The organism is Bacillus sp. DWP3-1 (assembly GCF_049896565.1).
GTDB lineage: Bacteria > Bacillota > Bacilli > Bacillales > Bacillaceae > Bacillus.
In genome coordinates this window covers 19069-32969 of the sequence record NZ_JAFCUN010000010.1, presented here as the reverse complement: position 1 = coordinate 32969, position 13901 = coordinate 19069, and the positions used below count along the sequence as shown (strand labels likewise).

Genomic DNA, 13901 nt, shown 5'->3' with positions numbered 1-13901 from the left:
TCATTTAGAACAAGCCCTATTCTGCTGTTTTTTCTTCTTTTAGCACAGTATACATGCCAGCGGCTTCTTCTTTTTTCGTCGTGTCCTTTAACTCGTTGACTTGAACCGTCACAAGTTTTTGACCAAAACGGATTTGAAGCTCGTCTCCTTCTTTCACGTCAGAGCTGGCTTTCGCCTGTGTGCCGTTAATAGAAATTCTGCCTTGATCAGCTACTTCTTTTGCCAATGTTCTTCTTTTAATTAAACGGGACACTTTTAAAAATTTATCTAGTCTCATGTATGCTCACCTCTTTCTATACGTTTGGCATCGTTCCATAGATCGTCCATTTCCTCTAGCGTTAAGTCATCTAATGAACGTCCCATGTCCTTTGCTTTTTGTTCGATATGCTGAAAGCGACGCATGAATTTTGTGTTGGCGGAAGCGAGTGCCGTTTCAGGCTCTAGCTGATAGAACCTTCCAATGTTGACGAGAACAAACAAAAGATCTCCAAATTCATCTTTCATCTGCTTCGTTGCACTTTCGTCCGGCTTCTCTGCCACTTCAACGAGAAATTCCTGCTTCTCTTCTTCGTATTTGTTCCAAATATCTTTCACATCTGTCCAATCAAAGCCTACTTTGGCGGCTTTCTTTTGGAGCTTATATGCCTTTGTTAGTGCTGGAAGCGTCGCCGGGATGGATTGCAAAATGGAGGCTGCCCGCTCCGGCTTCTCCTGCTGCTTGATTTTTTCCCAGTTGGCGACCACATCTGCTGCTTCAGAAACATTTGTGTCACCAAACACATGGGGATGTCTACGAATCATTTTTTCTGTGACATGCTGGATGACGTCATCAATTGAGAAAAAGCCGTCATCTTCACCAATTTGGGCGTGAAGTAACACCTGCAGCAGCACATCTCCGAGCTCTTCCACCATATGGTCTGGATCATCTTCATCGATCGCTTCAAGCAGTTCATAGCATTCTTCAATTAAATATGGTTTAAGTGACTCATTGGTTTGTTTTTGATCCCATGGACAGCCGCCCGGACCTCTTAATGTACGTATGACGTCACGGAAAGTGTCAAATTGTTGAAAAAGCAGCTTTTCATCTTGAATCGGAGGTACATAAACACTCGTTAAGTTATTTATCGACACATCTCGATCAAGTTCAAATAAAGGAACGGCAGTAATCTCTTCCTGACTGCTTCCAGCCGCAGTCACAATATAGACTTCATAATCGTCAGGAAGCTTTTCCATCAGCGTGAGTTTCACATTCGAAGCGGTCAGCTGATCATATACCTGACAAATGAGGACATGCTGGGTCAATTTCAGATCGTCCGCTCTCATATCTCCTGCATCAACGAATTGTAATCCCTCGATTGGGTCAATCTGCAAGGAGTTAAACGTCGCATCCAAAAAGCTTTGTCCACCAGCAACAGACACCTCAATCCCGCGCTCTTGCTGCTGAGAAACTAATAGCTGGACGGTCTTTTCTGCGACAAATGGGTGTCCTGGTACTGCGTACACAATATCCTTTTCCGCAGCCTCTGTAAATAAAATTTCAGTGATTTCCTGATAGACCGAATCAAACTGATCGTGTTTTTCATAAATTTCATCAAAAAAGGTCAGCGATGAGACCTCCTGCATCAACTCTGCGGTAAGCGGATGATCCTGCGTTCTCATAAATACTTCTTTCGCCTGCTTCAGCTGCTTGTATACACCGAGCGTCAGCTGATCCATGTCGCCTGCCCCGAGACCGACGACGGTAATCTTACCTGCCATTTCGATTCCCTCTCATCTGTTTAAAATATAAAATCTTTTCTCCTAATGGAATGAGTCTCCATTCCTCGTCCGTAAATACTTCTAGCTTAAGAATACTATATAAAAAGGCGAAACCACCAATAAAAACTGACGTCAGGCTCTCTAAAACGAAAAAAGGACGTTTTTCAAAGGGAATGACCCAAGAAAACAGTGCCTGATACCCTATTAAGACAATGGCCATGAAAGCAGCCGATAAAAGAATTTTCACTGGGAACAGCTCTCTCAACGAAATCCATCCTTTATGCCTCAAATAAACGGCATTGAGCAGAGCCGCAGCGAGAAAACCACATACGGTTGACCATGCGGCACCGTAGATGCCAAATAGCGGGACAAGTGCAAGCGTTAGTATCCATTTCACCAGCACACTGAGAATCACCACAACAGCCGGATACACAGTATGCCCGAGCCCTTGAAGTAAAGCTGCTTGCGTAATCGCAATCGATGTAAATGCGATGGAAATACAGAATATTTGCAGCGCATCGGTGCCTAAGTCATTACGAAAAAGCATGGTATTGACTGACGCTAGAATACAAATCAGCCCAACTGCTGAACCAATCCCTAAAACCGACGTGGTCTTAAACGATGTACGCACTTTTTGCCTTATCGCTTCATGCTCTCCATTCCTCATGGCCGCCGATAAAAATGGCACAAGAGAGGTTCCTATGCTAATGGCAAACACCGTCCCTAGCTGTAAGAACGGCTGTCCTCGGTCATACACACCTTTTGCCGCTTTTGCCGCGGCTTCACTCAGACCCTCACTGCGCAGCAACGCATACAGATGAAAGGCATCAACCATTTGCATCCATAAAATGAGCAATCCGCTGACACAAATCGTGAATGTATACAGCACCAAACTCTTCAAAACATCCTTTTTCCGAAGTGTCGCCTGTTTGCTTGTCATACTTGCAGCAGGCTGTTTCCGGTATGTCAGCCAAAGAAAAAGAAGCAGTATAAGCGAGGCCGCACTCCCCGCTATGGAGGAGAAGACCGCACCCGCCCCTGTTTCATAAAGCGAATAGCCGCGCCTCACGAAATAGAAGGATAAAACAAGCAGGACGCCTACCCTGATGAGTTGCTCCACCAATTGAGAAATAGCCGTTGGAAGCATCATACCGTCACTCTGAAAAACTCCCCTCAGCATCACGGTAAGCGGAAGAAATAAAAACACGAAAGCACTCATTTGGATGAGCAGGATTAATTGACTGTCCGCCATAAGGCTCGCAATTCTGCCTGCTCCTATGTAAAGACAAAGAAATAAGACCAAGCTCAGTAAAGTGATATAGACCAAGGATACCCTTGTAATGATCCTTCGATTCTCTTCCCCATGCTCACTCAGAAGCTTGGACACCATGACAGGAAACCCTGTGGTGCCGAGCATGATGGCAATGCCAAGGAAGGGATACACTTGCTGATAAATATAAAACCCTGTGTCTCCTACGATGTTCTGGAACGGAACACGATAAACGGCACTTAGTACCTTTGATAACAAGCCTGCGATGGTCAAAATCACCGCACCCTGGAAAAGCCAATGCGGCTGATTCACAGCATTTTTCATGGATGACTCCTTTAAAAATAGATCTACAGTTAAACGCACTCATTATATCATACGTGAATGAAAAGCCGTTTCTTTCTAAGGAGTAGACGGCACATTCCTCGTTTTGTTTCATCCCATATAAAAAACGCCGACAAAATCAAATGATTTCATCGGCATTCTTTCATTTTATCTATATGATATAGAATTATTAGACCTAATGTTCCATTTGACGGGCTAAGAAGCCAGCTGCCGTTTCTGCCGCTTTATGCTCCACTTCTCCCATTGAACGCTCTTTAGAAAATAAGACGACGGCGCCAATCGGATCTCCGTTTGCAACAATAGGTGCAATGGTATAAGCAGATACGTCATCATCAATACCATCGACAAGTTGAATTTCTTTTTTGCTTTCTTCTAATACAGAATTACGCTGGTCCATTGTTCGTTCAAGTAAATCACTGATGGATTTGTTTAAGTACTCTTTTTTCGAACTGCCGGATACAGCAATATACGTATCTCGATCACAGATCAGTATGGAATGACCCAAACTGTCGAATAATGCATCAGCATATTCCTTCGCAAAGTCTCCTAGCTCACTAATCGGCGAATATTTCTTCAAAATCACTTCTCCATCGCGGTCGACGAAAATCTCAAGCGGATCTCCTTCCCGGATGCGCAATGTTCTGCGAATCTCCTTCGGAATAACCACTCTACCTAGATCATCGATGCGGCGTACAATTCCAGTTGCTTTCATTCACTGCTGCCTCTCTTTCGTTTGATGATGTGTTGGGTGAATGGAACAAAAGCGTCCACTTTATGCAACATTCACCACTTGACCCTGAGTTTAGTATCCGTCACATCAAACGTAATATACACGAGAGACAAACAAAATTTTATGAAGATGGAATGGTTTCTTTTTTCACTTCTTGAAGGCCTCGAAGCATATTCAGAACGATCTCAAGCCATTCCTCAGTCTTCTTGCCTTTCGTTTGAACAGAAATAATCAGCTTGCTGCCTTCCATTCCCAAGCCTATATCACGACCATATTTACTGCTGAGCGCAAATAATTTTTGACCGTCGATTTCACTGCTTGCTTGCTCTTCAAGAGTAAGCCTGACAATGCCTTTCTCCATCTTGATCAGTTCGACACGTTCCTGCACTGCGTATACTTTCATCGTCGCAATCGTGAACAAGTCCGCCACTTCTTGCGGATATTCACCAAATCGGTCGATCATTTCATCTTGAAGCTCTTTTCGCTCTTCGATTGATCCAATCGCTCTGAACTGTTTATACATCTCGATCTTTTGCTTCCCATCCGAAATGTAAGTGTCCGGGATGTAGGCATCGATTTGCAGATCGATTTCCGGTTCGAATTTATCTTGAGCCGTTGTATCGCCTCTTCTTTCCTCAATGGCTTCTTTCAGCATTTGAGAATAGAGGTCGAATCCAACAGAATCAATGAATCCATGCTGCTGTGCACCAAGTAAATTTCCTGCTCCTCGAATCGTTAAATCACGCATCGCAATTTTAAATCCTGATCCGAGCTCTGTGAATTCTTTAATAGCTTGAAGTCTCTTCTCTGCTACTTCAGACAGAACTTTATCTTTTCGATACGTGAAATAAGCATATGCGACACGATTCGAGCGTCCTACTCGTCCTCTTAGCTGGTACAGCTGAGAAAGCCCCATTTTATCCGCATCGTGGACGATGAGCGTGTTCACATTTGGAATGTCGACTCCCGTTTCAATGATGGTGGTACTGACCAATACATCTGATTCACCTTCAAGGAAATTGATCATCACTGATTCCAGCTCGTTCTCACTCATTTTCCCATGTGCATAGCTGACTTTCGCGTCTGGGACTAGCATAGAGATTTCATCTGCTTTGCGTTCAATATCTTCAACACGGTTGTAAAGAAAGTACACTTGACCGCCGCGTGCTAGTTCTCGCTCAATCGCTTCTCTGACTAAAGCGCCATTGTACTCGACCACATAGGTTTGAACAGGGAAACGGTTTTCAGGCGGTGTCTCAATAACCGATAAATCCCGTACGCCAAGCATAGACATATGCAGCGTACGCGGAATTGGCGTAGCCGTTAATGTCAGTACATCGATATTGGCTTTCATCTGTTTAATTTTCTCTTTATGCGTCACACCAAAACGCTGCTCTTCGTCAATGATCAACAAACCTAAGTCTTTATAGACAATATCTTTAGAAAGCAAACGGTGTGTGCCGATGACCATATCAATCGTTCCGTTTTTCAGCCCTTTTAACGTTTCGGTTGTTTCTTTTCTTGTACGGAAACGACTCAGCTGAGCGATTTTGACAGGGTAGTCTTGGAATCGGTCCATAATCGTGTCAAAATGCTGCTGCGCTAAGATGGTTGTCGGTACAAGCAGAGCAACCTGTTTTCCGTCAGCAATGGCTTTGAAGGCCGCTCGAATCGCCACTTCTGTTTTTCCATATCCCACATCTCCACAAAGTAGGCGGTCCATTGGACGCTCCCGCTCCATGTCTTGTTTGATTTCGTGAATCGAACGGATTTGATCATCTGTTTCCTGGTAAGGGAACGCTGATTCAAACTGGCGCTGCATCTCATGATCAGGCGAGAAGGCATACCCTTTGCTTGCCTCACGTTCCGCATACAGCTTAATGAGATCATCTGCGATGTCCTGTACAGATGTTTCCACTTTTTTCTTCACACGTTTCCAATCGCTGCCGCCTAGTTTGTACAGCTTTGGTTCTTTACCTTCTGATCCGACATACTTCTGCACCTGATCAATTTGTTCAACCGGTACATAAAGCTTGTCGCTTCCTTGATAATGAATATTTAAATAATCTTTATGAATGCCGCCGATTTCAAGCGTTTCAATTCCTAAATACTTACCGATTCCGTGGTTAATGTGCACCACATAATCGCCGACTTGAAGCTCTGAATAGCTCTTAATTCGCTCTGCATTGGTCAGCTTTTGCTTACGTGCCTGCTTCTTCACACGTTTCTTGAAGAGCTCGCCTTCTGTGATCACGGCAATTTTCGATAACGGCAGTTCAAAGCCTGTTTGCAGCTCACCTTGTAAAATATACACCTGTCCGCTTACAAGCTCGGCGTCCGGCTTGGCAAGAGCGGCTTCAATGTCATAATCATGTAAGACAGAAGATAGTTTATCTGTCCGCTCTTCATCCGCACCTAAGAAGACAACTGTGTATTGTTGTTTTTTGTAGCGTTCAATTTCACTCGCAAGCACATTCATCTGCCCGTGGAAATTCTGCATTTGCTTACTAGATACATTGACGATATTTTGCGGATTTGTCTGCTGGACATGTCTCAGAAACAAGGAGTAGTACAGAATAGACCGCGATTGCTGATTGATCAGTTGTTGGAACGGGAAAGAAAGGGATAAATCATGAAGGATATTACCTTCTTCAAGCAGGCTAATTGTCCAATCAGCTTCTTCCTGTTCAAGCTGTTCTTCCATCTCCTGAATTCTGCTAATTTCATCTAAAATAATAATCGTATCCTGTGATGTGTAATCTAGCAAACTAGCAGGCTTTTCATAGAAATAGGACAGGTACTTCGTCATTTCCTGTGTCACGATACCTTCTAGCAGCTTCTCTCGATCAGCAGAAATATGTTGATGAAGCAGTTCTTTTTGCTGGTCTGAGTTAAATTTCTTTAAGCTCTTCGCAAGTCCTTGATCAAGCTGTTCAATGGCTCTCACTCGTTCAGAACCTCTCACAATCAGCTCTTTTGCGGGACCGATTTTAATCTCTTGAAGTGTTTCTAATGAACGCTGTGTATCTGAGTGGAACGTTCGAATCGAGTCTACTTCTGTATCAAACAGCTCAATACGGATCGGATGATCTTCCGTTAACGAATAAATATCAATGATTCCACCGCGCACACTAAAATCTCCGGGCGCAGCAACCATCGACGTCCGGTCATAACCGATTTGTACAAGTTGTTTTGAAAACGCCTCCAAATCAATTTCTTCACCGAGCTTTAAATGGATCTGACTCTCCTTCCAGAGCTCAACTGGCGGAAGCATTCTGTGCACCGCTGCAGCCGGTGTGACGATAATGGGGTTTTCTCCATTCGCCAGCCGGTTCAGAACATCTAGACGCTGTGCTCTGAGCTCAGGGCTGGCAACGGCAATTTCTGAAGCAATGAGTTCATTAACAGGATAAAGAAGGACCGAGCGATCTGAAATTACACTGGCAAGATCATCTGTTACCTTCTGCGCTTGATACAAATTGTGAGTCACAATAAACATCGGCCGCTTAAGTTCGTCTGATATAGCGGCTGTAAATAAAGATCTGACGGAGCCTGATAGTCCGGCGAGCAGCTGTTCTTTTAACCCTTCCTTTAGCCCATTAAAAATGGACTGAAAATCATCACTTTGTTTGATAAATGATTGTATATTTTTCATTTGGCTCCTCCTCCCTGCTTGTTTAAAACAGAAAAACGCTTTGGTCTATTATCTACACCAAAGCTTTTTATTGAATAAAGGTATGATACTGATGGTAATCAGGATTTCTTTCGAGCGCCTCTTGGCAATCCTCACAAATGGTTTGTACATGTAAATCACCATTTTCCCTATAAGAAATCATATCGTTTCTTTCCTCATTTGTTAAGTGATGAAATCCAAGTGCTTCACTTTGAACAGCGGATTCATCTAGACTGCCAACCTTTACACCACAGTGCCGGCAGTAATAATGCAAAGCCATACGTGATCCTCCCATGCTGAGATTTTATAATCAGTATGTGCTTTGCTTATCATTCTTATACCTTCTTGTTAAAATCATTCATCACTTCTAAAAATGGCTTTGTTAAAGCCGCCTCGCAAGCTTCGACAGACGCCTGAATGGCTGATGCAATGTCAGGCTGCTCCTCTTCAGAAAAGCGTCCTAGCACGTAATCGACGACCTTCATGCCATTTTGAGGACGTCCAATGCCGATACGGAATCGGTCAAACTCAGGTGACCCTAAATGCTGAATCAACGATTTGATTCCATTATGCCCGCCTGCACTTCCTTTTGTACGCAAACGAATCCGCCCAGTTGGCAAATCAAGATCATCATAGATGACTTTCAAATGTTCAAGTGGAATATCATAGTAATCCATTAGCGGACGCACGCATTCTCCTGATAAGTTCATATATGTAAGCGGCTTTACAAGTAGAACCTTTTGCCCTGAAACAAACCCTGTTCCAAATTGTCCATGGAATTTTGATTGATTTAAGGGGATGTCCCATTTTTTCGATAATTCATCTATTGTCATAAACCCGACATTATGTCTTGTTTTTTCATATTCTTTTCCTGGATTACCTAATCCAACGAATGCAATCATGAAACCAATAACCTCCTTTGTCACAAAGCACACGCCTAAAAAATGAGCCAATAGGATTGCCCCATGTAAAAACGTATGAATTCTTTTCATTCTAGCACAAAAGACGCAACCGCGGGAGGGTTACGTCTCTAAATGACCAGTTATTCTCCATCGTTATCCTTTTCTTTAATGGCCTCAGGTTCTTTTGGTTCCTCTTCGCTATCTGGCTCAGGAACCTCTGATTGCTGAGGCGGCAAAATGGATGCAACGACTTCTTCTGGATCGTTATTCACTTGATATGATGACTGAACAGACAAATCAGCGACTGTTAGGACATCATTTACTTCTAAGTTTGTAATATCTGCTTCAATATGCTGCGGGATATCTTTTGGTTTCGCTGTAATGGATAGTTCAAATAGTGGCTGCTGAAGCACACCGCCATCTTTTACCCCTTTAGATTCGCCAATCAGCTGGACAGGTACATCTGCTTCAATTTCACGCTGTAAGTCGACCACTTGGAAATCTGCATGGACAAGCTCATTTTTCAGCGGATCTGTTTGTAATTCTGTGACCATCACGGATTTTGTTTCACCGTTCACGTCTAATGTGATGATTGTATTCTTTCCTTCATCACGTAAGGTCTTTAATAAATCGATGCTGTCTAGTGAAACAGCCAGGTTGTCTGTATTTTTTCCGTATATGACACCAGGAACGTGTCCTGAATGACGGATTTTTTGCAGTGTGGAACGTTTGAAATCAGTTCTTTTATTTGCTTTTAAAGTTGCCATATTCAGCACCATCCTATTTCATTTTTGTCACTACTCTCATAATTACCCATAAGCGAATCATTTTAAACCTATTTGCTCTGAATGATGACAGCAAAAAGACCCCAAGCTGATGCCTAGGGCCTTTTTTAATCAGAAAATTAGCTAAAAAGGTAGCTCACAGATTCTTCTTCATGTACACGGATGATGGCTTCTGCAAGCAAAGGCCCAACTGAAAGCGGAATGAATTTTTCAACTTTCTTGTCATCTGTTAAATGAATACTGTTTGTCACAACCAATTCTTTTATTTTAGAATTTGTGATACGTTCTACTGCTGGTCCAGACAATACTGGGTGAGTACAGCAAGCATATACTTCAGCCGCTCCATTTTCCACAAGTGCATTTGCAGCAAGTGTAATGGTACCAGCCGTATCAATGATATCATCGATGAGAATCGCCGTTTTGCCTTCAATGTTACCAATGATGTTCATCACTTCAGCAACATTTGGCTTCGGACGACGTTTGTCGATAATAGCGATTGGCGCTTTCAGGCGGTCTGCCATTTTACGCGCACGTGTCACACCACCGTGGTCTGGAGACACAACGACGATATCCTTCAAGTTTTTCTGTTCGAAATAGTTAGTTAAGATTGGCACAGCCATTAAGTTATCGATTGGAATATCAAAGAAACCTTGGATCTGCGGCGCATGAAGATCAAGTGCAATGACACGAGTAGCACCTGCTGTCTCAAGTAAGTTCGCAAAAAGCTTCGCAGTGATTGGCTCACGAGGTTTTGCCTTACGATCTTGACGTGCATATCCGTAATAAGGGATCACGATATTGACCGTTTTCGCAGAAGCGCGTTTTAGTGCATCCACCATAATGAGCAGTTCCATAATGTGCTCATTGACTGGCGCACTCGTTGATTGAATGACATAACAATCACAGCCGCGAATACTTTCTTCAATATTGATTTGGACTTCACCGTCACTAAAGCGTTTAACAGAGCTCTTTCCTACATCAACTCCGATACGATCAGCAATTTCTTTAGCAAGTTCAGGGTTTGAATTCAAAGAGAATATCTTTAAATTCGCATCAGCATAACGATTAGACATGGTAAACCTCCGGGTATTTGGATTATTTTTTATGAATATTTTTCACATAATCTTCTTTATTGACTTGTCTTGCTCTAGCAATAGACAATGCATCCTGCGGTACATCTTCTGTAACCGTTGAACCAGCTGCAACATATGCCCCTTTTCCGACAGTGACTGGTGCTACGAGATTTGAATTACAGCCAATAAAAGCGCCATCTTCAATCTTCGTTAAGAATTTGTTCTTCCCATCATAGTTGACTGTAATAGATCCACAGCCAAGGTTTACATCAGTTCCGACCTCTGCATCTCCAATATAGCTTAGATGAGATGCTTTGCTGCGGTCACCGAAAACCGTTTTCTTGATTTCGACAAAATTCCCGATCTTCACTTCATCGCCAATTTTCGACAACGGGCGAATATGAGCAAACGGCCCAATTGTCACATCGACTCCAACCTCACTATCGCAGACGACAGATTGCTTAATCACTGTGCGATCTCCGACGATGCTGTCAACAATTTCAGTGTTTGGCCCAATAGTAGCGTCTGCACCGATTTTTACATTCCCTTTGATGACCGTCCCAGGATAAATGATTGTATCTTCACCGATGACAGCATCTGGTGAAATATACGTGTTCTCAGGATCAATCAAGGTCACACCATTCTTCATATGCTGATGATTAATACGTCGCTTCATGAATTGCTCTGCTTGTGATAGAGCGATACGATCATTGACTCCAAGTGTTTCTTCAAAATGCGGTGTTTGATATGCTGCAACCGTTTGCCCTTCATTCTTTAAAATTTCAATGACGTCTGGCAAATAGTATTCACCCTGTGCATTTTCATTCGATACTTGCTCAATCACACGGAAGAGATCTTCATTTGAAAAACAATAGGTCCCTGTATTAATTTCATTCACTTGACGTTCCGCATCATTCGCATCTTTATGCTCCACAATTTTCACGACAGCACCGGTTTCGTCACGAATAATACGACCATAACCTGTCGGGTCATCCGCATGTGCAGTTAAAATAGTGACTTTCGCTTGATGTTTTTGATGCTCGCTCAACATAGCTTCCATTGTTTCCGCTGTCAATAATGGCGTATCACCACAAATGACAATGGTTGTTCCCTTTTCCTGCGCAAGGAACGACTTTGCTTGTTTGACGGCATGTGCTGTTCCCAGCTGTTCTTCTTGAAGTGCATACTCACTTCTGTCTCCAAGCTGCTCTTTGACGTTCTCTGCTCCATGACCGACGATCGTCACTAGCTTGGCTAAAGAAAGCTTTAACGCTTCATCTGCCACATGCTCGACCATTGGCTTTCCGCAAACCGGATGAAGTACTTTGTATAGCTTTGACTTCATTCTCGTTCCTTTTCCCGCTGCTAAAATCACTGCGAACCGCTTATCCATTGATTGGCCTCCAATATCCCTATTATCCATAGAAAAATATATCCTAAATAAGGACTGATTTCAAGGATACAAGAGGAAGTGCAATAATTTTCTAATGGATGAAAGACATAAGAAACAAGAGAAAAAACGCAAAAAAGACAGCATTTAAAAGAAAACATTCCATTTTCTCTTAAAGCTGTCTTTTTGGATTCACATATGATTAAGAAGCTCCAGCTTCTTCATATTCAATTGTTTCTTCCTCTTCGCCTAAGCGATGATATTCATTTAATACAGCATCTTGGATTTTACCCCGAGTACCTGAATTAATTGGGTGTGCAATATCGCGAAACTCTCCATCAGGCGTGCGTTTGCTAGGCATTGCCACAAACAACCCATTGTTTCCATCAATCACACGAATATCATGAACAACAAATTCGTGGTCCAGCGTGATGGATGCAATCGCCCTCATGCGACCATCGGTATTCACGCGGCGTAATCTTACGTCAGTAACTTCCACAGTAGTTCACCACCTTTTCCCAATATAAAAGCATTACTTAGGTATTCAACGATTGTGGTGATTCTCCTGCTCTTTTTTTAAACTTTTTTTGAAATATCGGGATATTTATACATTATTTGTCATTTTGGTGACGACGCTTACATTCTCTGCGTGAAAAAAAGACATCATGATGATGTCTTTTCCTGCATATGATGAAACCAAACGGCTTTCGTTGAGACTGCCTGTTTACTTTACTAATGCAATTATTTCAATTTCTACGAGTGCATCCTTAGGAAGTCTTGCTACTTCCACACATGAACGAGCTGGCTTATGTGTATGGAAATACTCACCGTACACTTCATTTACTTCTGCGAATTGTTCCATATCTTTGATAAAAACTGTTGCTTTCACGACTGTCTCAAAGGAAGCACCTGCTGCTTCAAGTACGGCCTTAAGATTACGGAACACTTGATGTGTTTGTTCTTTAATATCTCCATTTACAAAGTCTCCAGCTGGCGTTAATGGAATCTGCCCTGAGCTGTAAAACATGTTATTGACAATAATCCCTTGAGAGTAAGGTCCAATGGCTGCTGGTGCATGTTTGGTTTGAACAACTTTTGTCATATCAATCTCTCCCATTCAACTACATGTTTGATCAAAGCTTAAGCTTTCGAATGAAAAAACTCGTGGAAATTGCCTTCATTGATCTCAATGATCTTCTGCTTCATATCAATGGTTGAAAGCTTTAAAAGCGATACATATTCATCAACGAGACGTTCATTTACGCCTTCATCTTCTAAAAGAACACCGATCCCTGCAACATTTGCATTAAATTCCTCAAGCAAATTCATCATGCCGTTAATGGTTCCGCCCGCTTTCATAAAGTCATCAATGATTAGGACATTGGATCCTTTATCTAAACTCCGCTTTGCAAGTGACATGGTTTGAATTCGGTTAGACGAACCTGACGCGTAGTTAATACTTACAGTTGATCCTTCGGTTACCTTATTATCTTTTCTAACGATCACAACAGGCACATTTAAATAACCCGCAACAGAATAGGCAATTGGAATACCCTTTGTCGCAACGGTCATGACGACATCAATCGCACGGTCTGCAAAGATGGTCGCAAACAGCTTACCGATTTTCGCAAGAATTGATGGATTACCTAAAACATCGGTTAAATATAAATAACCGCCAGGAAGTACACGTTCAGGAGTCGATAGAGCCTCTCCGATATCGTTTACTACGTCGTCTGCTTCTTTTAGGTGAATCTTTGGAATATATTTCACTCCGCCAGCAGCACCAGGTACAGTAAGCAATGTGCCTATTCCCTGCTGTTCGAAGGTCTGTTTGATAATCGTTAAGTCTTCACTAATAGAGGACTTCGCAGATTGATATCTTTCTGCAAAAAAAGTTAACGGTACTAGTACGTGCGGGTGGGCTAACAAATAATTTGTTAAGTCCACCAATCTGCCGCTTCGACGAAACTTCATGAAC

Annotated in this window: 13 protein-coding genes; all 13 read right to left on the bottom strand. The window is 42.6% G+C overall.

The window, feature by feature from the left end; all coding sequences use genetic code 11:
• Positions 1-16: 16 nt before the first annotated feature.
• On the bottom strand, positions 17-277 hold the full coding sequence (locus ACP7A0_RS18135; protein ID WP_008341839.1) for an RNA-binding S4 domain-containing protein: 261 nt from the start codon (positions 275-277) through the stop codon (positions 17-19).
• Positions 274-1758, bottom strand: a complete 1485-nt coding sequence (gene mazG, locus ACP7A0_RS18130; RefSeq protein ID WP_106031944.1) for a nucleoside triphosphate pyrophosphohydrolase — start codon at positions 1756-1758, stop codon at positions 274-276. The genes ACP7A0_RS18135 and mazG overlap by 4 nt, the downstream gene beginning before the upstream one ends.
• Positions 1748-3352, bottom strand: coding sequence for a putative polysaccharide biosynthesis protein (locus tag ACP7A0_RS18125; RefSeq protein WP_066031451.1), 1605 nt, complete (start codon positions 3350-3352; stop codon positions 1748-1750). The genes mazG and ACP7A0_RS18125 overlap by 11 nt, the downstream gene beginning before the upstream one ends.
• A 193-nt stretch (positions 3353-3545) precedes the next feature.
• Positions 3546-4082 carry a stage V sporulation protein T gene (gene spoVT, locus ACP7A0_RS18120; RefSeq protein ID WP_003217990.1) on the bottom strand — a complete coding sequence of 179 codons (537 nt, stop codon included), beginning with the start codon at positions 4080-4082 and terminating at the stop codon, positions 3546-3548.
• A gap of 139 nt (positions 4083-4221) precedes the next feature.
• Positions 4222-7755, bottom strand: coding sequence for a transcription-repair coupling factor (gene mfd, locus ACP7A0_RS18115; RefSeq protein WP_426005943.1), 3534 nt, complete (start codon positions 7753-7755; stop codon positions 4222-4224).
• Between the two features lie 67 nt (positions 7756-7822).
• Positions 7823-8053: an anti-sigma-F factor Fin family protein gene (locus ACP7A0_RS18110; protein ID WP_003217967.1), complete on the bottom strand. Its 231-nt coding sequence runs from the start codon at positions 8051-8053 to the stop codon at positions 7823-7825.
• A gap of 55 nt (positions 8054-8108) precedes the next feature.
• The gene (gene pth / locus ACP7A0_RS18105; RefSeq protein ID WP_012008658.1) at positions 8109-8675 is read right to left on the bottom strand and encodes an aminoacyl-tRNA hydrolase; all 567 of its coding nucleotides are present in this window, start codon (positions 8673-8675) and stop codon (positions 8109-8111) included.
• A 140-nt stretch (positions 8676-8815) separates the two neighbouring features.
• Positions 8816-9442 carry a 50S ribosomal protein L25/general stress protein Ctc gene (locus tag ACP7A0_RS18100; RefSeq protein ID WP_060595355.1) on the bottom strand — a complete coding sequence of 209 codons (627 nt, stop codon included), beginning with the start codon at positions 9440-9442 and terminating at the stop codon, positions 8816-8818.
• Between the two features lie 137 nt (positions 9443-9579).
• Entirely contained in the window at positions 9580-10533 is a 954-nt protein-coding gene (locus ACP7A0_RS18095) for a ribose-phosphate diphosphokinase (protein WP_060595354.1), read from the bottom strand.
• A 22-nt stretch (positions 10534-10555) separates the two neighbouring features.
• Positions 10556-11926: a bifunctional UDP-N-acetylglucosamine diphosphorylase/glucosamine-1-phosphate N-acetyltransferase GlmU gene (gene glmU / locus ACP7A0_RS18090; RefSeq protein WP_034665711.1), complete on the bottom strand. Its 1371-nt coding sequence runs from the start codon at positions 11924-11926 to the stop codon at positions 10556-10558.
• 199 nt (positions 11927-12125) lie between these two features.
• On the bottom strand, positions 12126-12422 hold the full coding sequence (gene spoVG, locus ACP7A0_RS18085; RefSeq protein WP_034324487.1) for a septation regulator SpoVG: 297 nt from the start codon (positions 12420-12422) through the stop codon (positions 12126-12128).
• 225 nt (positions 12423-12647) lie between these two features.
• Complete coding sequence (gene ridA, locus ACP7A0_RS18080) at positions 12648-13025, bottom strand: 2-iminobutanoate/2-iminopropanoate deaminase (protein WP_426005939.1); 378 nt, start codon at positions 13023-13025, stop codon at positions 12648-12650.
• A gap of 38 nt (positions 13026-13063) precedes the next feature.
• Complete coding sequence (gene purR, locus ACP7A0_RS18075; protein ID WP_034665706.1) at positions 13064-13897, bottom strand: pur operon repressor; 834 nt, start codon at positions 13895-13897, stop codon at positions 13064-13066.
• Positions 13898-13901 lie beyond the last annotated feature (4 nt).